This is a genomic window from Pseudoxanthomonas sacheonensis, from assembly GCF_010093305.1.
Lineage (GTDB): Bacteria > Pseudomonadota > Gammaproteobacteria > Xanthomonadales > Xanthomonadaceae > Pseudoxanthomonas_A > Pseudoxanthomonas_A sacheonensis.
Window position 1 is genome coordinate 1 of the sequence record NZ_PDWS01000022.1, and the last position, 20,660, is coordinate 20,660.

General features: G+C 62.5%; 37 protein-coding genes. 18 read left to right on the plus strand and 19 right to left on the minus strand.

The genetic code is table 11. The annotated features are described in order from the left end of the window. Positions 1–150 precede the first annotated feature (150 nt). The 19 genes from CSC73_RS16210 to CSC73_RS16300 all read right to left on the minus strand — a co-directional run bounded on the left by CSC73_RS16210 (position 151) and on the right by CSC73_RS16300 (position 10,362). Entirely contained in the window at positions 151–513 is a 363-nt protein-coding gene (locus CSC73_RS16210) for a hypothetical protein (RefSeq protein WP_163842469.1), read from the minus strand. Then, positions 510–839 carry a DUF4326 domain-containing protein gene (locus tag CSC73_RS16215; RefSeq protein ID WP_211840911.1) on the minus strand — a complete coding sequence of 110 codons (330 nt, stop codon included), beginning with the start codon at positions 837–839 and terminating at the stop codon, positions 510–512. Before CSC73_RS16215 ends, CSC73_RS16210 begins: the two co-directional genes overlap by 4 nt. Then, complete coding sequence (locus tag CSC73_RS16220) at positions 836–1,060, minus strand: hypothetical protein (RefSeq protein ID WP_163842471.1); 225 nt, start codon at positions 1,058–1,060, stop codon at positions 836–838. Before CSC73_RS16220 ends, CSC73_RS16215 begins: the two co-directional genes overlap by 4 nt. Then, positions 1,057–2,028 (minus strand): hypothetical protein, encoded by a 972-nt coding sequence (locus CSC73_RS16225; protein WP_163842474.1) that lies wholly within the window; start codon positions 2,026–2,028, stop codon positions 1,057–1,059. The genes CSC73_RS16220 and CSC73_RS16225 overlap by 4 nt, the downstream gene beginning before the upstream one ends. Before the next feature lie 169 nt (positions 2,029–2,197). Then, on the minus strand, positions 2,198–2,611 hold the full coding sequence (locus CSC73_RS16230) for a hypothetical protein (protein ID WP_163842477.1): 414 nt from the start codon (positions 2,609–2,611) through the stop codon (positions 2,198–2,200). Positions 2,612–2,819: 208 nt separating this feature from the next. Further along, entirely contained in the window at positions 2,820–3,071 is a 252-nt protein-coding gene (locus CSC73_RS16235; RefSeq protein WP_163842480.1) for a hypothetical protein, read from the minus strand. A 2-nt stretch (positions 3,072–3,073) separates the two neighbouring features. Continuing rightward, positions 3,074–5,299, minus strand: coding sequence for a DEAD/DEAH box helicase (locus CSC73_RS16240; RefSeq protein ID WP_163842483.1), 2,226 nt, complete (start codon positions 5,297–5,299; stop codon positions 3,074–3,076). After that, positions 5,296–6,390 (minus strand): hypothetical protein, encoded by a 1,095-nt coding sequence (locus tag CSC73_RS16245; RefSeq protein ID WP_163842486.1) that lies wholly within the window; start codon positions 6,388–6,390, stop codon positions 5,296–5,298. The genes CSC73_RS16240 and CSC73_RS16245 overlap by 4 nt, the downstream gene beginning before the upstream one ends. A 36-nt stretch (positions 6,391–6,426) precedes the next feature. Beyond that, positions 6,427–6,933: a DUF669 domain-containing protein gene (locus CSC73_RS16250; protein WP_163842489.1), complete on the minus strand. Its 507-nt coding sequence runs from the start codon at positions 6,931–6,933 to the stop codon at positions 6,427–6,429. Positions 6,934–7,000: 67 nt separating this feature from the next. After that, entirely contained in the window at positions 7,001–7,762 is a 762-nt protein-coding gene (locus CSC73_RS16255; protein WP_163842492.1) for an ATP-binding protein, read from the minus strand. Between the two features lie 11 nt (positions 7,763–7,773). Next, positions 7,774–7,983 (minus strand): hypothetical protein, encoded by a 210-nt coding sequence (locus CSC73_RS16260; RefSeq protein WP_163842496.1) that lies wholly within the window; start codon positions 7,981–7,983, stop codon positions 7,774–7,776. Next, positions 7,980–8,387, minus strand: coding sequence for a DUF7173 family protein (locus CSC73_RS16265; RefSeq protein ID WP_163842497.1), 408 nt, complete (start codon positions 8,385–8,387; stop codon positions 7,980–7,982). The genes CSC73_RS16260 and CSC73_RS16265 overlap by 4 nt, the downstream gene beginning before the upstream one ends. Continuing rightward, positions 8,384–8,587: a hypothetical protein gene (locus tag CSC73_RS16270; protein ID WP_163842500.1), complete on the minus strand. Its 204-nt coding sequence runs from the start codon at positions 8,585–8,587 to the stop codon at positions 8,384–8,386. Before CSC73_RS16270 ends, CSC73_RS16265 begins: the two co-directional genes overlap by 4 nt. Continuing rightward, the gene (locus CSC73_RS16275; protein WP_163842503.1) at positions 8,584–8,784 is read right to left on the minus strand and encodes a hypothetical protein; all 201 of its coding nucleotides are present in this window, start codon (positions 8,782–8,784) and stop codon (positions 8,584–8,586) included. The genes CSC73_RS16270 and CSC73_RS16275 overlap by 4 nt, the downstream gene beginning before the upstream one ends. Next, positions 8,781–8,972 carry a hypothetical protein gene (locus CSC73_RS16280; protein WP_163842506.1) on the minus strand — a complete coding sequence of 64 codons (192 nt, stop codon included), beginning with the start codon at positions 8,970–8,972 and terminating at the stop codon, positions 8,781–8,783. Before CSC73_RS16280 ends, CSC73_RS16275 begins: the two co-directional genes overlap by 4 nt. Then, entirely contained in the window at positions 8,969–9,244 is a 276-nt protein-coding gene (locus tag CSC73_RS16285) for a hypothetical protein (RefSeq protein ID WP_163842509.1), read from the minus strand. Before CSC73_RS16285 ends, CSC73_RS16280 begins: the two co-directional genes overlap by 4 nt. Further along, positions 9,241–9,423, minus strand: a complete 183-nt coding sequence (locus tag CSC73_RS16290; RefSeq protein WP_163842512.1) for a hypothetical protein — start codon at positions 9,421–9,423, stop codon at positions 9,241–9,243. Before CSC73_RS16290 ends, CSC73_RS16285 begins: the two co-directional genes overlap by 4 nt. Before the next feature lie 172 nt (positions 9,424–9,595). Beyond that, a complete protein-coding gene (locus tag CSC73_RS16295) occupies positions 9,596–10,033 on the minus strand; it encodes a hypothetical protein (RefSeq protein WP_163842515.1) in 438 nt (145 codons plus the stop codon). Further along, a complete protein-coding gene (locus CSC73_RS16300) occupies positions 10,030–10,362 on the minus strand; it encodes a hypothetical protein (protein WP_163842518.1) in 333 nt (110 codons plus the stop codon). The genes CSC73_RS16295 and CSC73_RS16300 overlap by 4 nt, the downstream gene beginning before the upstream one ends. A gap of 110 nt (positions 10,363–10,472) precedes the next feature. Here CSC73_RS16300 and CSC73_RS16305 point away from each other — a divergent pair, with 110 nt between their 5' ends. The 18 genes from CSC73_RS16305 (at position 10,473) to CSC73_RS16390 (ending at position 20,613) form a co-directional block, all read left to right on the plus strand. Beyond that, entirely contained in the window at positions 10,473–10,739 is a 267-nt protein-coding gene (locus CSC73_RS16305; RefSeq protein ID WP_163842521.1) for a hypothetical protein, read from the plus strand. Positions 10,740–10,834: 95 nt separating this feature from the next. Continuing rightward, a complete protein-coding gene (locus CSC73_RS16310; RefSeq protein WP_163842524.1) occupies positions 10,835–11,224 on the plus strand; it encodes a hypothetical protein in 390 nt (129 codons plus the stop codon). Beyond that, complete coding sequence (locus tag CSC73_RS16315) at positions 11,221–11,409, plus strand: hypothetical protein (protein ID WP_163842526.1); 189 nt, start codon at positions 11,221–11,223, stop codon at positions 11,407–11,409. The genes CSC73_RS16310 and CSC73_RS16315 overlap by 4 nt, the downstream gene beginning before the upstream one ends. Further along, entirely contained in the window at positions 11,406–12,053 is a 648-nt protein-coding gene (locus tag CSC73_RS16320) for a DNA-methyltransferase (RefSeq protein ID WP_163842529.1), read from the plus strand. Before CSC73_RS16315 ends, CSC73_RS16320 begins: the two co-directional genes overlap by 4 nt. Continuing rightward, positions 12,050–14,197 carry an AAA family ATPase gene (locus CSC73_RS16325; RefSeq protein ID WP_163842533.1) on the plus strand — a complete coding sequence of 716 codons (2,148 nt, stop codon included), beginning with the start codon at positions 12,050–12,052 and terminating at the stop codon, positions 14,195–14,197. Before CSC73_RS16320 ends, CSC73_RS16325 begins: the two co-directional genes overlap by 4 nt. A 19-nt stretch (positions 14,198–14,216) precedes the next feature. Then, positions 14,217–14,642 carry a hypothetical protein gene (locus CSC73_RS16330; RefSeq protein ID WP_163842536.1) on the plus strand — a complete coding sequence of 142 codons (426 nt, stop codon included), beginning with the start codon at positions 14,217–14,219 and terminating at the stop codon, positions 14,640–14,642. Continuing rightward, on the plus strand, positions 14,639–15,034 hold the full coding sequence (locus CSC73_RS16335) for a hypothetical protein (RefSeq protein ID WP_163842539.1): 396 nt from the start codon (positions 14,639–14,641) through the stop codon (positions 15,032–15,034). Before CSC73_RS16330 ends, CSC73_RS16335 begins: the two co-directional genes overlap by 4 nt. Further along, positions 15,031–15,366, plus strand: a complete 336-nt coding sequence (locus CSC73_RS16340; protein ID WP_163842542.1) for a hypothetical protein — start codon at positions 15,031–15,033, stop codon at positions 15,364–15,366. The genes CSC73_RS16335 and CSC73_RS16340 overlap by 4 nt, the downstream gene beginning before the upstream one ends. Beyond that, positions 15,363–15,869: a hypothetical protein gene (locus tag CSC73_RS16345; RefSeq protein WP_163842545.1), complete on the plus strand. Its 507-nt coding sequence runs from the start codon at positions 15,363–15,365 to the stop codon at positions 15,867–15,869. Before CSC73_RS16340 ends, CSC73_RS16345 begins: the two co-directional genes overlap by 4 nt. Before the next feature lie 221 nt (positions 15,870–16,090). Next, positions 16,091–16,507 carry a dATP/dGTP diphosphohydrolase domain-containing protein gene (locus tag CSC73_RS16350; protein WP_163842548.1) on the plus strand — a complete coding sequence of 139 codons (417 nt, stop codon included), beginning with the start codon at positions 16,091–16,093 and terminating at the stop codon, positions 16,505–16,507. Further along, the gene (locus CSC73_RS16355) at positions 16,507–17,655 is read left to right on the plus strand and encodes a hypothetical protein (RefSeq protein WP_211840912.1); all 1,149 of its coding nucleotides are present in this window, start codon (positions 16,507–16,509) and stop codon (positions 17,653–17,655) included. The genes CSC73_RS16350 and CSC73_RS16355 overlap by 1 nt, the downstream gene beginning before the upstream one ends. Further along, a complete protein-coding gene (locus tag CSC73_RS16360) occupies positions 17,652–18,020 on the plus strand; it encodes a hypothetical protein (RefSeq protein ID WP_163842551.1) in 369 nt (122 codons plus the stop codon). Before CSC73_RS16355 ends, CSC73_RS16360 begins: the two co-directional genes overlap by 4 nt. Continuing rightward, the gene (locus tag CSC73_RS16365) at positions 18,017–18,604 is read left to right on the plus strand and encodes a hypothetical protein (RefSeq protein ID WP_163842554.1); all 588 of its coding nucleotides are present in this window, start codon (positions 18,017–18,019) and stop codon (positions 18,602–18,604) included. Before CSC73_RS16360 ends, CSC73_RS16365 begins: the two co-directional genes overlap by 4 nt. Next, a complete protein-coding gene (locus CSC73_RS16370; RefSeq protein WP_163842556.1) occupies positions 18,601–18,813 on the plus strand; it encodes a hypothetical protein in 213 nt (70 codons plus the stop codon). The genes CSC73_RS16365 and CSC73_RS16370 overlap by 4 nt, the downstream gene beginning before the upstream one ends. Positions 18,814–18,918: 105 nt before the next feature. Next, positions 18,919–19,170, plus strand: coding sequence for a hypothetical protein (locus CSC73_RS16375; protein ID WP_163842559.1), 252 nt, complete (start codon positions 18,919–18,921; stop codon positions 19,168–19,170). Continuing rightward, on the plus strand, positions 19,167–19,637 hold the full coding sequence (locus tag CSC73_RS16380) for a lysozyme (protein ID WP_246197549.1): 471 nt from the start codon (positions 19,167–19,169) through the stop codon (positions 19,635–19,637). The genes CSC73_RS16375 and CSC73_RS16380 overlap by 4 nt, the downstream gene beginning before the upstream one ends. After that, complete coding sequence (locus tag CSC73_RS16385) at positions 19,634–20,197, plus strand: S1 family peptidase (protein WP_163842562.1); 564 nt, start codon at positions 19,634–19,636, stop codon at positions 20,195–20,197. Before CSC73_RS16380 ends, CSC73_RS16385 begins: the two co-directional genes overlap by 4 nt. Continuing rightward, a complete protein-coding gene (locus tag CSC73_RS16390) occupies positions 20,194–20,613 on the plus strand; it encodes a hypothetical protein (protein WP_163842566.1) in 420 nt (139 codons plus the stop codon). The genes CSC73_RS16385 and CSC73_RS16390 overlap by 4 nt, the downstream gene beginning before the upstream one ends. Positions 20,614–20,660 lie beyond the last annotated feature (47 nt).

Genomic DNA, 20,660 nt, shown 5'->3' on the forward strand with positions numbered 1-20,660 from the left:
TGCATATCTAGTGCTGTCACAGTAGCGGCTTATGTCACGTTCAATGATATGTTATTGTCGATTATGCAATAGTTCAGTCGAGTATACAGATATGATTTTGTTTACTTTTGGGGTATATTGACTACTTGTGCTTTGTTTTTTTTTTTTTTTTCACTGCAAATCTTCGATGTCGCTGCCGACCCATCCGTTTGCGTAGTGGCCGATCACCGCACAGTTGCGGCCTGACTTCCATGGCTGGAACAACAGGACCGCAATACCTGTTCTCGGCGCGCTCTCAATCGGCCTCCACCCACCAGCCCGCGAGGCGAGGGCGCGGGTGTTCCAGGCTTTGCGTGCGCCGTCTGCACCGTAGCCAACACACATCCAGCCGCAATCGCCTCCGGTACAGGAGACCTTGTACAACTGACGCTCTCCGCCGCCGAGAATGTATGGGCCGCTCGGATACGGACATTCTTCCTGATCGACAACAGCACCGCAGATGCACGGCGCCAACTCCACCAGCTCGGTCGTCATGGGGTTTCCTTGTTTGCGATTTGGATCAATAGGTCTGCGTGGCACGGTGTACCGATGCGGCACCAGCAAGCGAGATTCTTTCCGCGCAGTTGCTCACGGTTCGCCACGACGTAATCGCGCACGGCCACCTGCTCATCAAAGTTGTCAGTGCCCAGGGCGATATAGCCGCCGACGGTCAATTCAAACAGTCGGACGCATTCGGCCTGCGTGCCGTGCTTGCCTACGATGAAGGGGTTTCCCCACTTGGTGGTGCGATCCACCTTCACCGTATCGGCAGGCATGCGCCATCCCTTGGCGCGTCGTAGCTGGATGCGTTCAACCGTCACTTCACCCCCTCCGCGCCGGGCTTGGCGGTGAGTTCTGCTGCGGATATGACCTTGCGAATTTCATCGTCCGGAACGTCATCACCCGATTTGCCGGGAGCTAGTAACAGGACAATATCCGCGCCGGTCTCGCGTGAAGTGCTGACCATCGACGGCGTATGGAAGCCCTGGAAGTAGCTTTCCGAGTCAACGAACGCCACCGTGTATCCGTCAACCGTCCTCATGCCGAATCCCCCGCATCACCGCCAGCCGGGGCCGGGTGGGCGCGCCACTGAATCCCAAGTTCGCGCTCCCATGTGTAGGGCAGGCGATTGATCGGCTTCCATTCGTTGGCGTTGGCGTCCAGCCATTCGTAATCGCCGAACACCGGGAGCGTAAGCAGTCCCCGCTCGGCTATGGCGTCGGCAAGTTCCGGGTTGAAAATCACGTAACGATCCTGCTTGGAATCGAATACGACCCACGCGACTGCCTCCCCGCCGCTGCCGGTGGCCGGGGTTGGGGTGGTGGTGTAGTCATCCGGTAACGGGGTGGCTGTTTCCAGCACGAGTATCTGTTCGCCGTATCGAGCCGCATCGTCGCGCCGAAGTTGTGACTCCTTGCGATACAGGTCGTGCCAATGCTTCGCGTTAGGCGGCATGGCGTATAGCTTCGTGCCTTGCGGCAGGTGGACGTAACTCGGTGACTCCAGCCACGAAATAAGCCAGTTCGGATAGCCGCCAATCCCGACAACCGCAACCGGCACTGCCTCCCCACCCTGCGCAACCTGAGCTTCCAGCTTTGCCACCGTGCGCGTGAAGTCATTGAGACGGACGTATCGGCCTTTCCCTTCATCGCCGAAATCGACCTCATAGATGAATGCGCCATACTTGTGCAGCATTCCTCGCGCTGCCGAAGTATCGTCATCGTTCGGGACTGCACCCTGCCCAACCGATTCGGCGGGGCGGGTGGAGAGGGCAGCAAGATGGTCGGCCCATTTGTGCATGGCGTTGTAACATCCACCCGTTGGCATGCTGAACCTGTCGTTTGCATCCTTCCGCAAACCATCGATCACCTCCTGCAACCCGCCCACCCCAGGCGCGGGCTGCGCTGCGAGGGCTTGGCGGATCATTTCTCCCGTGATCGCCACTCCTCCGATAAACGCGACGAAATCTTCCCCGGGCCCACTCGCGGCGGGGGTGGTGGAGTTGTTCATGGCTTATCCTTCTTCGAGCTGCAAGTGATGTGCTTGAATTTGTCGGGATTGTTTCGCCTGTAGAGGTCATCCAGTGCGCGATAGCAAGCGACTTCGGTCGGGTAGTCGTACTTGCGCTCCTGCCCACACAGAACCCATCCGGACGTGCAAATTGTCAGTACCCAAGTAATCACGTTCCACCCTCCCCAGTAGTGGCGCACCCAAGGGCTGCGCGGCGGAGTTGTTTCGCGAACTCTTTCCTCTTTGGGTGGGTCCAGTTCGCTCGACCTATCCCTTCCATCTCATCCGCCAACGCATCCACCGCATCCAGCCGCGATTGGAGGGCGAGGTTTTGCTCCACCAAGTCAGCGCAGCCACGATGCAAGTTATCGGCCTCGCGCAATGCCTGGTCACGCTCCATCTCAGCCTCGGCGAGCAGGGACTCGGCTGCGTGGAGGGCGGATTGGTGGTCAGCGAATAGGACGAACCTGCCTTCCGTGTAGGGGTCCATAGATGCAACCTTGGTTCCGTCCATACTTTCGTCATCATTGAGTGCCGGGGTGTACCGCTGGATAGCCACCGCCTTCGATTCTTTCGAGGTCATGCTGCAATCTCCCATTGCGTCGTCATGCTGGGACCGCCCTTTGAGTTGTCGCGGGGCACCCGTGACCGCCTGACTACCCCGCAGTCCTCAATCCACTTCATGGAAGAAATAGCTTGCGCGGCGCTCGTGCAGTTGCAGTTAGCCCGCACGTCGCCAACCGTCACCGGTCCAAGTTGCAGCATTTCCAGAATCACTCCCTTGCGCTTACTCATCCCTTGGCCCTCTTCTTTGTTTTCGCGGTTTTGGTTTCCACCGGCTCCGGGAACGGGTCTGGCGGGCCGCTCTCGTCGTAGCCTTCGGCGCTTGCGTACTTCGCCAGCGTTCGCAAGTGATCTTCCAGCCGTAACAGGCGACCACACATCTCGTCGCAGTTTTCAGCCAGCACTGCACTGTGAGTGCGCTCGGCTTCAAGTTCGGCGATCAGCTCGGAACGCTCTTCGGGATAGGTGTAGGCGTCCATCCTCAACCTCCCTGCTGCGGGGGTAGGGCGGCGTCTTTCGGTTCGGCGCGCCAGTGCGTGTACCCGCTATTGGGGCCGAACTTCCAGCGCGATTCCCATTCCTTTTCTGGCAGCCAGTGGCAGAAATAAACGCCTGCTGGCCTTCCCTCATACGAACACCATGGCTCGCCATCGCGAATGTCCCATGGGCCATCATCTTCATCTTCGGCAAGCACTTCAAAGTGACCGTGCAAAACGTCAAATAGTTGACCGTCTTCAATCGCCGCGATCAGGACCGGCGTACCGTCTTCCGGCGCACTCTCAATTGGCAACCACTCCCCACCACCAGCGCCGGGCAGCGTGGGGGCGGTCTTGCGGGTGTTCCAGGCTTTGCGTGCGCCGTCTGCACCGAATCCGATGGCCTGCCATCCGCATTCCGGATTCGTGCAGTTCACGACGAACACGGCGCGACCGGGACCCGGATCGCCGAGCCTGCCTGTCGGATACGGACATTCATCCTGATCGACAACTGCGCCGCAGATACACGGCAACAGCTCAATCAACGCCTGTAGGTCGGGGGTGGTCATGCCATGCTCCTGTAATGCGCCATCACAGGACGGCGCGCGATCGAGGTTTGTGGGTTCGCTCGCAGGCACAACGGCCGCTTGTTCTTGGCGCTCGGCAAACGTGTGCGCAACGATGGATGCGTACTTGTCCGTCTCGTCCACTTGCACCGACAACGGCGAGGGCAACTGATAGGCCAGCTCCAGCGCGTCATTGACATTCGCCGGCACGGCGCCAGACCCTGCACGCACGCGCCACCACTCGACCGCCTTGGCCAGCGCAAAGCCGCGGTGCTCCAGGCATACCCACTCATTGAACCGGCGCATGCCGCACTGATAGGTGACCTTCATAGACACGGGCTTGCCGGGCTTCTCGTGGCGCGCGTATTTGACGCTGTCGACTACGTACTGATTGACGACGCGCTCGCGCTCGGTAGACAGCACCGCAGCGCCCGTGGGGCTGGCAAGGTGCGTCGGCCCAATCACCGGCCATGCGTAGCCGCACGCGCACAGGCGCGTTTGGATCGCCACAAGCGTCTCGCACTGCGGGCACTCTTTCGTCTTGCCGGTCGTGACAGCGGCAGCACGTCCAGGCCGCGCACTCTGCACACGGATCTCGTCGACCGCACCGTGCTCTGTCACGTTCATGGCGTAGTCGAGCACCATGCAGTCCGTTTTCCCGGGGCACAGTCGCAGGCCACGGCCGACCTGCTGGTAATAAAGCCCCGGGGACTTCGTCGGCCGCTTCATGGCGACCACGTCGATCATCGGGTTGTCGTAACCTTCCGAGGCGATGTTCACGTTCACCAGCCACCGATAGCGGCCTTCCTGATGCCCGTCGATCGCGTCCTGTCGGCCGGGGCTTCCTTGGTAGAGGACGGCCACTTTCTCGCCGTGACCGCGCAGCTCGTCGGCGACCGCGACCGCATGTTTCACGTTGACGCAGAACACGATGCCCGAGCGGCGTCCCTGCGTGCGTGCCAAGAGGTCAGCCACCGAACGCTCGACCAGCGGCAGCATGGCGTCGGCCAGCGCGTCCTCGATGTACTCTCCGCCGCGCTTCGCGACGCCGGAGAGGTCGGGACACTCGCCCGCCTTGCTCACGAGCGGGCTAAGGTAGCCGTCGCGGATCAGGTCAGGAATGCGGGCCTCGAATGCGATCTCCGTGAGAATGTGCCCCGGGCCGCACACCGGAACCGCTTGCCCCTGCAGGCGGTACGGCGTGGCCGTCATGCCCACCACGCGCACATTCGGGTTGGCTTGCTGGCATGCCTCGATAAACTGCAGGTACAGGCCTTCGCCGCGCAGCGGGATGCGGTGCGCCTCGTCAATCAGCAACAGGTCGAACCGGCCCAGCTCGTGCGCACGCTTGGCGACGCTCTGAATCTGGGCAAAGATGATGGGGTCGAACCGGTCGCGCCTTTTGAGCCCGGCCGCGTAGATGCCCATCGGCGCTTCGGGCCACACGACTTGCATTTTGGCTGCATTTTGGCTGACCAATTCTTGGCTGTGCGCCAGCACGGCGACACGGCCGTTCCACTGCTGCACGGCGTCCTGCGCCATTGCCGCCATCAGTGGAGACTTGCCGGCACCGGTGGGCAGCACAATGGCAGGGTTGCCCTCCGAGTGCCTCAAATAGTCCCAGGCGCATTCTTTGGCGAGCTGCTGGTAGGGGCGGAGGATCATGCCGCTTCTTTGACCCACTGCGCATCCGGCAGGTTCTGATTCCTGATCGCCTGCAGCTCATCGCTGCGCAACGCCGCCAGCGGAATGGCCGCCAGTTCCGTACTTGAATAGCTCCCAACAGCACGCGGCCCGTTCCTGAACTTGAACCCGTCCGAGCACACGTACTGAACCCAGCCCTCCGACTCGCTTGCATCGTCCACCGCGCCCCAGGTAACAAGCGCCGGGATGAACAAGTGATCCGGGCATGCGGTGAACTGGTTCGTCAGAGTGAGATCGTGGCCATGCTTAGCGCACGACCACCGACCGTCGCCTTCCGGCTCGGGGGTGGCATGCAGGCACGTGCGGCAACTTACCTGGGGCATTTCGCCGCGATGGCAGACGCCCTGAGAAGGGCACCATTTGCACTTGAAGAACGCGGGGTCTGCCGACAGCTTCGGAAGAGGCTCGGCCGCGAAGATGATGCGCTCGGCCTTCTCCTCCAACTTCAGCGCGATCTCCTTATTCGCATCCGTGCGCACGCTCACCGTCGTGCGGCCGCCAGGAGTGTCGCAGGTCAGGTAATGGCGGTCCATGCCGCTGTAGTGCATGTAGCAGATGGCCTGCGCGTAGTAGGTCGGGTTCCATGCGGCGAGTGCGTCTTTCTCGCCGTGCTTCGCCTTCAGGTTCTGCAAGCCGGAAGCCTTCTCGCTGACCTTGTGCTCCCATACGTGCCATGTCTTAGGCGCCTGCAGAATGCCCAGGATCGCCCCGTCGATGTTGCCGCGGAAGTGCCCCCCCAGCGCCTGAAACCCGAACTGCTTGCCGTCCTGCGGATTGTGCGTGTGCAGCTTCAGGCCCGGCACCATGCGAAGGCGCGCGGCCATCAGCTCTTCGCCGCGGTGCCCGTCTTCGAAGCGCCTTAAAGTCTCGGCGTCGAAGTTGTTCTCGTTCGTGAAGCGGAAGCTGTACCACTGCCGGCGCTCGCATTCCTCACCGATGAACGACATGCCCAGATAGCCGCGCTTCGGCTCGTTTTTCTGACGCGCGACGATGCTGCCGTCAATGGCGGCGAGGGTCGGGTCAGCGGTTGCGAGTTGCGGAAGCGCGGCCATGGGTTCTCTCGTTCGGGTTCGTGTGAGGGTAGGAGGCTAGGCGGCTTGCTTTTTCCAGGGCGACGCGCCGGCCGATGAGGTCGACTGCGAAACCTGCTGAGTCGTGTTGGTCTCGAACGGAATGCCATCGCCCTTCTTCCAGCCGCGGATCTCGTTCTGGTCCTTCTGTGTGACATAGCCGTTCTTCTGCGTGGTGCCGGCCGGGATGAAGTCGACGCGCACGACGTGCGGCTTGTTGTGCAGCTCCTGCGAGTCGCGCGGCTGTGCGACGCCGGTGGCTTCGCGGATCGAAGCCATTTGGCGATTGGCGATCTCGACGGTCTGGTCGTTCTTGTTTTCCAGGTTCAGGCGCGCCCACAAGCGGCGCTTGGCGTACTCGCCGTCCATGATTTCGTAGACCAGCTCCAGGTACTGGCCGTCGTTGTTCTTGGTCGGCTTCATGTCCGACTCGACGATGCGCGCCAGGTATTCGCCGGCCGGGATCGGTGCGAAGTCCTGCTGGGCTTCGGCCTCGGGGTTGTACATGCCAGTGAGATTGGCCATTTGCGTTTTCCTCGTTGTTGAAATCAATCGGTGAGTTGAATTTGCAGGGTTCAACCTGCGGGTTGAATCAGGCCGCTTTTGCTTCCTGCGCAGGCGCCATCGCATTGACCAGCGCCGACCATTCGAGCGGCAGCACGTCGGGCAGGGAGTAGCGATTGCCGGCAATGAATGACGGCTTGGCGTTGGTGTTCATGATTCGGCGACCGGTGGAGATGCCGCGCGCGCGGGTGTTCTGGCCGACGACTTCCTTCTTGATCGCGGTTTCTTCCTGCGCGAACAGGATGGCGTCGGCCCATTCGACGATCAGACCGAGCGCGCCCTTCTGCATTTTCAGCTCGTAGCGGTCGAAGGCTTCGGTGTCGGGCGCCTTGAAGTTCTTCACCGCGCTGTGCGCGATCAGGATGATCGCCATGCCTTTTTCCATGCGCAGCGTATTGAGCTTGTCCAGGAAGTCTCGCCACACGGCATTGGCTTCGACATACCCGCGGCCGTAGCCAGGCGTTTCAATGCTGGCCCACTGGTTCTTGTCGCAGACGTGCTTCCAGATCAGCGGCTCCAGCCAGTCGGTGGAATCGACCACGACCGTGCCGAAGTCGTGAGCTTCGGAATACAGGGAGAGCAAAGCTGCTTCAACCTCCGCGTACGTCTGGAGCAGCGGAAACGAGTTCGTCTCGATACCCGAAAGACCGTCTTCCAGCGGCAGGAAAATCGGGTTGAAACTACCGGCCGCGAACGTGCTCTTCCCAACTTTTTGCGCGCCATGTATGACCACGCGCGGCGGCAGGCTGTTGCGCTGGGTTTTGCTGATTGATGCGAGGGAGATGGCCATGGGTTCAGGTCTCAGTAGTTTTTCGTGGTTTGATATTTCGGGAGGCGAATGCGGATTTCGATCACCGGCTCTCGCTCGAATACGGATTGGTCGATGCCCATCGCGATGCACTGTTCGTTGTCATCGCGCCTGAATTCCTCGACACGCGAATCGTCTGGGAGCTGCAAAAGACCTGCGACTAGCAACTTGACCGTCATCGGCCCGCCGTTGAACACGTTCACGCCGCCTCCCGCACTTCGACCGCCAGCACCGAAACCTCGACCGCAGGCTTGCCAGGCGTCGCGGTGATCGCTTGCGCGGCGATGGCGTAGAGTTCTGGCTCGTTCTGCTGCAGGTAGCGGATGCCGGCCGTGATCACTTCGGGCTTATAGCGGAACACCTGCTCGAACATGGTCGGCGACAGTGCCGAGCGCACTGCGGCCAGCGCCGCTTCGTCCACCTTGCGGTACATGGTCCCGGTGGTCATGACCTTGTAGCGCTCGCCCTTGTGCGTGCTGCTGCCTTCGGCCTTACAGCCGACCAGCTTGATCAATGCCTGCTCGGCCTCGATGCGCGCGGCCTTCGCCTGGTTCTCTTGCAGCTTCAAGCCAATGACGCGCTCGGCTGCTTCGTCTATCTGGTTCATACGAACCTCCGCGTTTTTGAATCGCGCTTGGTTGCATTGCGACCGACGTTATAGGTCTCGCCGTGGAGCGGGAGATATTCGGGACCCAGGATGCGAATGAATCGCTTGCTGACGTGCATCATCTGCTCGCGGCTGCGATAGAACTGGCCGAGCGATCCACCGCCCGAGTTGAGCTGCTTCTTGTCATTTGGGGTCTTCATATGCCTCTCCTGTCCGCGTAATTCATAATCACCGGCTGAGGACCGCCGTGGTCGTAGGTCTGTGCGCGAGCGGGCAGGGTGCCGAGCAGCGCGACTTTCGTGCTTGCGCTCTGCGCGATATAGCGCTCGCGGTTCTCGAAGCGCAGCACGTCGTCTGCGTAGCGTTCGAGTGGGGTCAGGCGCAGGGGGTCGGTCACGCGCCACCCCACCAAGCGGCAGCTACCAGACCCGCGAAGAAAAAGAAGCAACCGACCACGATGGAGCCGAGGATGTCGGCGGCGTCTCGCTCGATACGCCCCCATGCGCGCCAGAAGGACCAGCCAAGCCGAGCGGTCAACGGCGCGCGGTCAGTCCAGCGGCGGTTCTTGTGGGTCAGAGTGCTCATCGACGTATCTCCGTCTGGTGACCTTCTTCGATCTGTTCGGCGCTCAGCCGGCCATAGTCCATGCGCGGCGTGCGCCCGGCGTTTTCCTCGGCTTCGCAGCTGTCGCGGATCTCGTTTATCGACTCGTTGTTCATGTCGATCACGTCCAGGTTGTCAGGACGCGAGATCGCGGGCAGTGAGTCGGGGAAGGTGTTCGCGGCTGGCGGCGTCGGCCTTTCTGGCGTGCCGAAGATGGCCGTGAAGATGGTCTCGAAGACTGGGTGCGCACTCATTCCGCGTACTCCGCGCAGCGCTTGCACATCCCCCAGCCCGTCGGCGCATACTCGCCGCAGTCCTGGCAGAGGAAACCGAAGGTGCGAAATCCGATCGGCTGTGCGTCGGCGGGCAACAAGGCGGAAGCGGTGTCGAAATCGTATTCGGGAAGAAGGTTCTGGTTCGCGTTCGGGTGCATGTTCTGGCTCCGGCCCATTGATTGGGCGTAACACACCGTAACGCATCACCTACCCGGAACGCAACACACCGTTACGATTTATAACAGAAAACAGTATCCCAAAAATAGAATTATTGATTTAGGCCATAAAAAAGCCCGCGATGGCGGGCTTCGTAACGGATGAAACTAGTTCTCAGAACTCAGATTGGCATTCATCCACCTTGTCCACCAGGTCACAGACCGCGTATTCACCATCCTGACGTGCGCCGGATGGCCAAGGCACATACTGCGTGAAGACCGTGTCGGCGCCGCGAATCTCGCTCAGCAAAGCCTGCGAAGCGGCCCCAGAGATGAACGTATCGCCGTGGTACGGCTTCCCTTTGCCGACGCGGATCCCGATCTCCTCACGGCCAGGGTAGGGCTCGCCGGCGACGCCCAGGACCAGCTTTCCTGGCCCAGTAACAGCCGCGGTCACGGTGCCCTTTACCGACGAGAGGACGATGCACGTCTTGGCGTCGGTCATCGCATCTACCTTGACCACCTTCCGGTAATGAATCAGCTCGCACTCTGTAGGCTCCTGAGCCTGCAGGCCAACCGGCGCCAGCGCCAGGCCAAGCAATAGCGCCCTCATGCGGCCTCCTCGGCATCCGTCTTGGGACCGACCACGTCACGGCCGATCGCCACCCATCGCTGACGCTGCTCCGGCGTCATCAACCTATAGAGCTCGACCAGCTCCATCTCGTCACGTACTTCAATAACCACAGCGTCATCCCCTAATGCTTCCGCCACAGACATGCCCGCCCATCGGGCCATGACTTGAATCTCGTTCACATACGTGGGTCGCTTCCCCTGCAACTTCAGGGTGATGGCTTGGCCGGTAATTCCCAATTCCCGACCCACTTCAGCACGGTTGACGTTCCGTGCGTCGAAGGCGGCAGCGACGCGGTTGAACCAGTTCATGATCGGAGGAGACTCTCTCATTAAGTGCGACGGAAAGCGTAACCCAACGTTACGCATCACTTCGTAACACCCCGTTGCGAACGTCGTGACGGTGTGTTACGGTTCCGTGCATGAGAGCCATCACGCGCCTTAGACAAACCGGAATGACCACGGCGGAGATCGCTGCTGGCATTAAAGACAAGTCGGGTGGGCACCTGGTCCGCATGTATGAGAACTACACGCGCTTTCCTGGTCGCGAACGATTCGTCTGCCTCATAGAGCTTGCCGAACTGCGTGGCATCACACTGGTTGCTCGCGACTTCATTCCGCCTGCATCCGAAATAGCTTGCGAGGATTCGGTCAGCAAGCCTGCGCGCAGTAAGCGAAAGAAGGGTTGAGTTCACGGGTCGGTCTCTTCGGAGGTCGGCCTTTTTTTGTACATCGAAACACATGTCCGCCGCTGTACCCCGCGGCCGGACACAAGGGGAAGACCATGGAGAACACACAGGTGCCGCTGTTTGTGGAAGACCTCAATGAGGCAATCCGCGCGACGGTCAACTGTCTGGGTGGTTTCAAGGCCGTGGGCGTTGAACTGAAGCCGGAGAAGTCTGCAGTGGATGCCGGTAAGTGGTTGGCCGACTGCCTGAACTCCGCCAAGCGCGATCGACTGGATCCGGAACAGCTGGCTTATATCCGGCGGCGCGCGCGCGCGGCAGGGTGCCATGTGCTGGCCGCGTTCGAGATGCAGCAGGCGGGCTATGCGCCGCCGGTCGCCATCGCGCCGGCTGATGAAGCGGCGGAACTCAAACGGCAGTTCATCGAGTCCACCAAGATGCAGGCACTGATCGTGCAGCGTCTTGAGCGTTTGGGGATGCACGCATGAACTCCCGCCTCTGCACCCACACCGGCGCCATCGACCTGATCGCCACCCTGATCGCGCGAAGTTGCCAGTTCGCCGTCGTGCCCATGGGCGATGAGTACCAGGTCAGCTGGCCTGACCTGTCGCGCGCGCCGGCACAGGTGCCGACCGAGTATCCGACGCCGCCGAACGGGCCGAGGGCTGCGTGAATACTCCCGTCATCATCGGAAACGCCACGCTGTACCTAGGCGACTGCCGCGAAATCCTGCCGACCTTGCCGAAGGTGGACGCGGTGATTACTGATCCGCCGTATGGGCTGGGAATCGACGGACAGAAGGAGTCGATGCGCCGCGACGGCTCCCAGCTTCGGAAGCATCACGAAAAGCTGGGATGGGATGGGGCCATTCCCGATGGCGAACTGATGCAGGCCGTTCTGGCTGCGGGAACGCAGCAAATCGTCTGGGGAGGCAACTATTTCTCTGACGACTTGCCGAGCAGTAGAGGCTGGCTGGTTTGGTTCAAGGGACAGACCGGCCTGACGATGAGCGACGGCGAGCTGGCTTGGACGAGCTTATCGATCCCTTTGCGGGTCAAGAACCTGCACCGCACCCACTTGTGGCAAGAGTCGCCAGAGCACCCGACGCAGAAGCCGACCGAGCTGATGATCTGGTGCCTGTCGTTTGTGCCGGACGCACAGACCATCCTCGACCCATTCATGGGCAGCGGCACAACCGGCGTGGCCGCGATGAACCTCCAGCGGTCATTCATCGGGATCGAGCGCGAGCCCAAATACTTCGACATAGCCTGCCGCCGCATAGACGATGCGCAGAGGCAGGGGAGGCTGATCGCGTGAGCGCAGTGCTCGATCAAGCGGACGATCTGCCCTTCGAGATGCGCGAGGCCTTGCGCTGGCTCGTGTGGCTCAGCGTGCCTGTGCCCGGCAAGAAACCGCGCAAGGTGCCGTTCTATGCCAACGGCCAGCCGCGCCATGGCGCATTGGACACCGCAGCCGACCAGCAATACCTGGTCAGCTTCGACGATGCCCAAGCCGCACTGGCCCAAGGCAACTACACCGGGCTGGGGTTCGCGCTCGGCCCAGATGGCTCGGGCAGCTACTGGCAGGGGGTCGACCTCGACAACCTGTCCGAGCATCCCGACCTGGCGATGCTGGCCGAGGACTTGCCCGGGTACACCGAAACTTCACCGTCAGGTAAAGGCGTGCACGCGATCGGCTACGGCCGCGCGTTCCAGGCGCTAGGCTCCAACGCCACAGGCATCGAAGCGTACTCAGCCGGGCGTTACTTCACGGTCACCGCGGACGGCGCCGGCCTGTCGAATCCCGTGTGTATTGCTGATTTTGTAGAGCGCGTGCTCAGGCCGAAGCACAGCCCCGCGGCGCCAACACACACCAGCGCCGAGATACTGGAATACATCGACCCCAAGACGATCACCGAACTGCGCAGCGCGCTGTCCAGCATGCGCGCGGATGATCGCGATAGCTGGGTAGCGAACGGCCAGCGTCTGAAGAAGCTGGGCGAGCGGGGCAGGGCGCTCTGGCTGGAATGGTCGCAGCAATCGGACAAGTACGACCCGGCCGACGCCGCGCGCGTATGGGACAGCTTCACGGCGGACCACACCGGCTACCAGGCCATTTTCAAGGCGGCCCAGGCCCAGGGTTGGCTCAATCCGCTGTCAGGCGCCGTTCCCAGCCCAGCCCAGCCCGCACCCACGGAGATCGCCCAGGCAATCGCCAACGCGCTGCAGCCCCTCAACGCCGACGACATCGCCCGGGCGGCCATCCCTCACCCGCACGCTTTCACGAAGGGCGATGCCGGGCTATTTCCCGAGGCCGAGGTGACCGTGATCGGTGCGCCGGGCCGCGAGGGCAAGACCACGCTCATGATGGCGATCGCCACGCACTACGCGCTGGGTCGTCCGCTGGCCGGCCTGGCCCCCGCGGAAGTGCGCTCAGTGCTGATCTACTCAGGCGAGGATGACCGCGGCCAGTACGCGCGCAAGGCGGCGGCGCAGTGGGCCCGGCTGGGCACCACGGACCAAGCGCTGCTGCTCAACAACCTGCTGATCCCCGACCTGCATAGTCCTGAGCTGTCGGCCTGGCGCGAGATCGTGCGGCTTGAGAACCGCGCGCCCGTGCGTGGCCCGGTGGTCGAGACGCTGATCGAGGCCATCCAGGCGCTCAGTACGCGCGAGTTCCCGCCGGGCCTGGCCATCTTCGAGACCGCGTCGACACTGTCTGATGCCGAGGAGGACAACCCGGGGCATAAGGCGCTGATCGCCGCGCTCAAGCACATCGCCAAGCGCACGGGCCTGGCCGTGATCCTGGTTCACCACACCAGCCAAGCCGCGGCCAGCAGCTTGCCCGACCTGACCATTTCCGAGGCCGACATCCGCGGTGGCACCACCCTCGTCAACAACGCGCGGCAGACGCACCTGGTCGTGAACCTGGCCTCGGTGGCTGATGCCTTCCCCGAGAGCGACGCGCGCACCGTCCTACGCAGCCTGGTGGCGCCCGGTGAGCAAGACCGCATCACGGCGCTGATCTGCCTGTCCAGCTCCAAGGCGGCCGACCCCGCGCCCATCTTCATGCGCTGGGAGAACGTAGCGCCCTACGGCCCGCGGATGGTTGAGGTCACGGTGCCTGCCCGACTGGCTGGCCGGAGCTGGCGTGCGCTGCGTGGGGAGCTGTCCGGCGCGCGCGCCGAGATGAAGGCCGACAAGAAGGCCGAGAGCGGCCTGGCCAACGTGCGGCTGGTGGTGAAGGCGGTGGCCGACATCCAGGAGAACGCTGAGCAGCCGACCGCCAACAAGGTCTCCACGGCCTGCGGCCGGAATCCGGGCTGGGCAAAGCCGTACCTCAATGCTGCGGTCGAACAGGGTGAACTGGTGCGGTCGACCGAGAGTGTTCCACGCTCGAACGGGCTGGTTGACGTGTACCGGCTGGCCGGTGAGGTCGTTATCCCCTGGAAATCAGAGTGACTACTTGATGGACTCCTTGATGAGCAAATCAGACAGCAAGCAGTGGAGGCAAGTCATTGATTTTGATGATAACGACTCCTTGATTGACTCCTTGGTGACTACCTGGAAACCGAAAGGGCGAGAACTGGGACAAAAAGCCGCGCTCAGCAAGGCGCTTTTGTCCGTTCCTCGCCCCGCCGACTACTACTCCTTGGTCCCTTCCCCTATAGGGGCAAGGAGTGGTGACCAAGGAGTCGATTCGGGGGTAGGGCGCCAGAACGAAGACTGCCAGACCGGCAAGACCCGACACGCGTCTCCGCAAGCGGCCTGGGCCACCTTGACCGCTGTCGTGAAACATCGGCACCGCAAACCCAAGTTCTGGCACCGCGGCAAGCCGGGCGTTTACCAGTGCCCGTTCTGCCATGGCTGGCACACGACGAGCGCGGATCGGGGAGAGGCCGCGTGAGCATCGAGACGGCAGACGCGCTGATGGGCATATTCGGGTTGCACCGTGCTGTCACGGTTAAGACCGTATGGTTGCAACTCCGTACGGTTTCGGAAATGAACGTACGGACGCACTGGGCGACCCGGGCGAAGCGCACGAAGGCGGCCAGGCGCACAGCCGCGGCCCTGTGCCCGCCAGCGAGCCTGCCATGCGCGGTGTACCTGACCCGGTACTCAGCCGGAACCCTGGACGACGACAACCTGCGCTCGGCGCTCAAGGCCGTGCGCGATGGCATCGCTGATCGCCTGGGTGTGGCCGACAACGACCCGCGCGTCGAGTGGCACTACGAGCAGGCGAAGTGCAAGCGCGGCGCCTATGACGTTTACGTGATGATCGAGGAGAAGGGGGAATGACCAACCAAGAGATTCAATGCGGCTCTATCATGAAGCTGCCCATCGGCGAGGTCGCCGACCGCGCGGCTCGCGCCATTCTCACGTTCACCGGCCCGCGTGCGGTGTGCCTGGATCCGGCGGGCCGCGTATCCATCGAGTTCCCGGGCCATGCGGCCGAGTGCGACCTGGTCGGCGTGTACGCGCCTTCGGCTGGGCTACTCGCGCTCTCGCGCATGGTGATCGATGACCTGAACTTCGAGGCCATCGATCGCGGGTTCCGCAGCCCGAAGAAAACGGGCAGGCCGAGGAAGGTGATCGCAATGAACCCCGACAACTACGAGCTCGCCGCATGAACGCCGACACCTACGAACCCAAAGCCCCGCGCAGCTTCGAGGAGCGCCTGCAGCGGCTGTGCGGAGAGTCCGCCTACCGCATGCCCGTCGAGGGCCGCAGCACAAGGCCAGGGAGCCTGCCGGCGGCGCACCAGTTGGCTGCGGCACTGGGCATGGCGCGGCAGGGCAAGGACGACGTCGGCCCGGATATCGTGATGGACATGGTCGTCGGCAGGACGAACACTGCCGGGCGCGTGGTCAGGACGATCGCCGCCGCGATGGCCAGCGACCGGAATAGGGCAGCAAGGCGCTGCCGCGCCTACATGCGCATCATCGTGTGGGCCAGCTACGCGAGCGTGATCGGCGGACTCAGGCAGGACCAGCTGCGCCCCAGCGAAGTCGCCCAGCAAGACTGGGACTTGTTGACCGAAGCGGCGGAGCGGATCATGGGATGCCTGGCCGACGAAGCGCTGCAGCGCGCGGAGCGGGCGTTCTACGCGCAGGGCGAGAGGAGGGCGGCGTGAGGCGCCTGGGCTTGGCGTTCATCGCTTGCTTGGTCGGCCCTCGCTCGTGGCGCATGGTGCTCGCACTCTGGAACTGCAAGGCTTGACAGCCCCCAGATAGCTGCGCCTAATAACCCCATTGTGTACAGCTGCGCCCGCCCTCATCGGCGGGCGTTTTGCGTTTCTGGCCTGCCCATTCTGGGTAGGCCCGTACCCGAAATGGGTAAAGCCCTGGGGGCTCTGTGAACTCACTACCGACTGACGCAGCGGCCCGCAAGGCGGTCCCGCTGGCTTCCGGCTGTCTGGACTACTTTCCCGCTGCGCTCGCTGCCGTTGCAGCGCTGAGCCAGAAGGGCAACGACCAGCACAACCCGGGGCAGGCACTGCACTGGGATCGGGCGAAGTCAGGCGACGAGGCGGATGCGCTACTCCGGCACTTCCTCGAACGCGGCACGGTTGACTCGGACGGTATCCGGCACTCGGCCAAGGTCGCATGGCGCGCACTGGCGCTGCTGCAGAAAGAACTCGAAGCGGCGGAAGGCGCGCCGTTGGCGCGTGGTGTGCGTGAGGTCTTGGAAGACTTTCTGCACAACCGCCCAGGCTGCGACGCCTACGATGCGCATCCGCTCAACCTCCCCCGCGCGGACGAGGGCAGCTGATGGCCTGCCCGACCTGCGGTAGCACGCGCACGATTGGATCAGGCGGCGGTCGCCGCAAGTGCCTGTCGCCCGAGCACGTCGGCACGCGCAGCTACAACATCGACCGCGAGGTATCGGGCGAGCTGCAGACCGAAGCGCTCGAGGCGAAGCAGGGTTGGGCGCCGGAGTTCGGCATTACGAGCCCGCTTCCGATGGGCCAGAAGCTGAAGGGCACCAGCACGCTGGTGGACAAGCGCACCGGTGAGCAGGTGCTGCAGTGGGTCAAGACCAACGAGGACGCCGAAGCGCAGCAGGCCGTGTTAGAGGCTGCAGCGCGCGCGATGGTCTCCGACATGCCTCGCCTGGCACCGCGCAAGGCGTCAGGCACCTGGCGGCAGGATTTGCTGACTGTGTACCCCATCGGCGATCCGCACATCGGCATGTACGCATGGGCCGAGGAGACTGGCGACGACTGGGACCTGAACATTGCCGAGCGCGTGCACTGCGGAGCCATGGCCGAGCTGGTGCAAGCTGCGCCGGCGACCGAACAGGCCATCGTCTGGAACCTGGGTGACGCGCTGCACTACGACAGTATGGCAGCGGTAACTCCGCGGTCGGGGCACTTCCTTGACGCCGACGGCCGCTATGCCAAGATGGTCAGTGTCGCGGTCAAGATCATTCGCCAGTGCATCGAGTCCGCGCTGACCAAGCACGCCCGCGTGCACGTGGTGAACTTGCCGGGCAATCATGACGAGACTGGCGCCCTGTGGCTGAGCATTGCTTTGAGCCACATCTACGAGAACGAACCGCGGGTCACCGTCGATACGAATCCATCCGTCTTCAGCTATTACCGCTGGGGCAAGGTGCTGCTCGGCGGGCATCACGGGCATGCCTGCAAACCAGCGGCACTGGCCGGCGTCATGGCGTGCGATCGCGCGAAGGACTGGGGCGAAACCTCGCACCGGCACTGGCTGATCGGACACATCCACCACGAATCGAAAAAGGAGTTCTCCGGAGTGACCGTCGAGAGCTTCAATACCCTGGCCGCGAAAGACGCCTACGCCACCAACGGCGGCTGGCGCTCGGGCCGCTCGATGCAGGCCATCGTCTACCACGCCGAGCACGGCGAAGTGGGTAGATCGAAGGTCTGCGCGGCGATGTTTGAGTGAACGCGCCGAAGCTGAAATTCCGCGCAGCAGACCCGCTGCAGGATGCTTACATCGACAATGAGGGCAACTATTACTCGGTGGCTCGCCTCGTTGATGACTCGAAAGACCTTCCGGTGTTCGACGTTCCGTTGGCTGCGTTGAACCTTACGTCCAAGATATGGGACGACCAGAACATATTTGGCCTCGCGTTCCACGTGAAAAAGTGCATCGACGCAGACCTGCGCTTCCCCATCCTGCTGGACTGGAACGGAGCGATAGCAGACGGTCGGCACCGCATCATCCGGGCGATCATTGACGGCAAGCGCACGATCAAGGCGCGCCGCATGACTTGGAAGCCGGAACCAGATCGCAAGGCTGAAGCGTGAACGCCGACGAGATCGTCCGAGAGATCACGCGGCGCAGTTGGCGCTTCGGGGTGGCGGTGTTGCTGAGCCCTGAATATTCGGTCGACTGCGGGGAGTCGAAAGTTGGCGGGTTCTTCTGTAGTAGTGAAATGCGCCTGGTCGTCGCCATGGGTAGCGAGCAGGACAAGTGGCTCGGCACTCTGCTGCACGAGTACAGCCACCTGACGCAGTGGGCTGAAGATTGCGCAATCTGGCAGCAGGACTACAAGATGCCAGGCGGCATCGATGAGTGGCTCGCCGGCAAGCCCTGTCGAAATGCAAGGGCTCAGATAGAGGTACGCCGAGAGCTTGAAGCCGACTGTGAGCGACGCACCATCCGACTCATCAAGGAGCTGCAGGCACCGATTGACCTTGACCGATACACACGCGGCGCCAACGCATACATCCATTTTCACAATGTGATGGCCGACAAGCGCAAGTGGTACGAGGGTGGCCGCGGTCCGTACACGAGGCCAGAAGTGCTGGCAGTGGCGAACGCGACACTCGATAAGGATTTCAGGAAAACGCCAGCGCCACTACGCGCAGCGCTGCTTGCTTGCATATGAACGACTCCAGCGACGCCTCCTGGATGGAGCTCGCCGAGCACATCCGAGACAGCGATGGCGCCGCGGTGTTCCTGCTGTTCAAGCGGCCTGACGGGAGCTTCGTCTACTGCTTTCGCTCCGGCGACAAAGAAGAACTTCTCGGCGCCGTCGAGGATGCGCTGGATCGCATCGACGCTGCGCAAACTGAGCCGGCACGCCGGCTGAACTGACTACGCCCGGCCGCAGTGCACCGCGCACTGTTGTCGCCCCTGGGAACAGGGCGCCGGGCACCAATACGACAGGGGAACACCAATGGGCTACTACAGGCTTACGCCATGGCGAACACCAGAATGAACTCTGATTTGGCGCACGCCACCGGAGTGGCAATCGGCAAGAGCGCACCCCCGGCGGGCGTATTGGGACTGGCAGCACTGGGTGCAATCGACATGACTTTTCTCGTGGGCCTACTGACCGCTGGCTACATCCTCCTGCAATCGGCCTACCTGCTGTGGAAGTGGGCCAAGGAGCGTCGCGAGAGCCAGAAGTTCATCGCCGCGATGGAAAAGCCGCCGGAGCACAAAGAGTGAGCGCGCCGCGTCTGGCAGTCGGCGCCGCGTTCGCAGGCGTGCTTGCCCTCGCAGGCGGCATCGTAGCGACGTGGGAAGGCTACGAGCCGAAGCCCTATCGCGACATCGTCAACGTGATGACCGTTTGCTATGGCCATACCGGAAACGTAGAACAGCGCACGTACACGAAGGCAGAGTGCGACGCCTTGCTGCAGTCCGACTTGGGCAAGCACTGGAACGGAATCGAGAATTGTGTGCACCGCCCGCTTGCCGACCATGAGGCCGCCGCCGTCCTCTCGTTGGCGTTCAACGTAGGCTATCCGACGGTGTGCCGGTCGACGATGGTGCGCAAGATCAACGCAGGCGCACCTCCGGCTGAGTTTTGCCGCGAGCTGTTCAAGTGGGTGTACGCCGGCGGGAAGAAGATCCGTGGCCTTGAACGCCGCCGTGCCGCTGAATTCAAACTCTGCATGGGGTACAGCCAGTGAAAACCATCTTCGCCGTTCTCTTACTGACTGGCTGCACTCAGGGCAACTCGGTCGAGACGGTTGTGTCGAAGGATTTCACGCACCGTATCGAGGACATGAAGGGCGGCGTATGCAGCGCCACCGCTATCGGCCAGCGTAGCCTTTTGACGGCGAGCCACTGCCTGGCGGAAGACCAGAAGATTCTCGTGGTGGACGGGACGGCGGTAGGCATCCTGCACATCGAGAGGGACAAGAGCGATCACGCCATCGTCGTGGTCACGAACACATTCAAGGCAGTGGCCTCGGTAGGCGTTACGCCCAAACAAGGCGACCGCGTGCACTGGTACGGACAGCCGATGGGGTTGGAACAGATTTACGGCGAGGGCGTCGTGGTCGGGAACAAGGACACGCGCTACCTGATTGACGGACAAATCTGGTTTGGCGTCTCGGGCGCCGGGCTGATGAACGAACGCGGCGAAGTGGTCGGCGTGGCGTCCGGCATCCTGGGCCAGCAGATTTATAAGCTCGGCTTCGCCTGGCCGCTGGCGTTTACCGCCGCGCAGTGGGCGGCAGTGCAATGAGCCTCGTGCCCTGGTACCTCCGCTATGCGCCGCAGCTCGTGGCCGCTGTCGTCGTGTTCTTGCTGGCCGTCGTGCTGGTGTTCTCGGGCGCACGCTGCTCGCGCCGCGCCGCCGACTTCCGCGACGTGAAGGCTGTCGTCAAGGCCCAGAACAGAGCCGCAGAACAGACCACCAGGTCGGTCCAGATCAGCAAGGACACGCAAGAGCGTGTCGAGAAAGAATCCGCCGATACGAGGCAGCGCACCGCGCGCGCCGTGGAGAAGATTGATGCACGTATTCAAGCTGAGCCTGCTGCTCCTGGCCCTGCTGACCCTGACGTCCTGCACATCGCGCGGGAAGCCCATCAGCGTGCCCTCAGTGCCCATTGCCGGGTGCAGCGAGCGGGCGATTGCCCTGACGCCGCCGCCACCCCCTGATACGACCGACTACCGTCCGTGGGCTAAGGCGTACGTGGGCGCAGTCG